The organism is Streptomyces sp. 13-12-16 (assembly GCF_002114215.1).
GTDB lineage: Bacteria > Actinomycetota > Actinomycetes > Streptomycetales > Streptomycetaceae > Streptomyces.
Genome location: NZ_NCTE01001384.1, coordinates 1 through 807, shown reverse-complemented (window position 1 = coordinate 807; position 807 = coordinate 1). Strand labels below are relative to the sequence as shown.

General features: G+C 77.6%; 1 pseudogene. It reads left to right on the top strand.

The features are described from left to right. Positions 1-807, top strand: a pseudogene (locus B7767_RS41200) (hypothetical protein); the annotation flags it as partial.

The following is an 807-nucleotide window of genomic DNA, read 5'->3' as shown; positions in this document are numbered from 1 at the left end:
CGGTGCGCGCCCGGAGCTGCCCGGCGGTGACCAGCAGCAGCCGCGCGTGCCCAGCTGGAGCGACGAGAACGCCCAGCCGCCGGTGCCGCGCGCCTCGCTGGACGCCCCGCGCGGTCACGAGGAGCCGGACGCCGCCCGGACCTCGGCCATGCCCCGGTTCGACGACCGGCAGGGCCCCGGTGCGACGGCGGAGATCCCCCGGTTCGACGACCGTCAGAACCCCGGTGCGCCCGCCTACGGCGCCCCCGGCGCCGACGCCCCGCAGAACACGGGCCAGTACGCCCGGCCCGGCGCGAACGGCTCCCAGGACACCGGCTCGTACGCCCAGCCGGGTGCGAACGGCTCCCAGAACACCGGCCAGTACGCCCAGCCCGGCGCGAACGGCTCCCAGGACACCGGCTCGTACGCCCAGCCGGGTGCGAACGGCTCCCAGAACACCGGTCCGTTCCTCCGCGGTGACATCTTCGGCGCCCCGCAGGGCGGTCCGGGTGGTCCGGGCACGCAGAACCCGGCCGCGACGGGCCAGTTCCCCGTCCCGCAGGGCTACGACAACGGCTCCACCGGCCAGTTCCGGATGCCGGGCCAGGACAACGGTGCCACGGGCCGTCACTCCCTCCCGGAGCGTCCGAACGCCGCGGACCCGGCCGTCACCGGCCAGTACGAGCGTCCGCAGCCGAACGGCGCGCACGGAGCCGGCCCGGTCGCCCCGCGTCCGCCGGCCCCGCAGCAGCGTCCGGTCCACCCGGAACAGCAGGGCCCCGGCGGTACCGCGCAGCGGCCCGACGGGCGCGCGGTGTCCGACGCGTG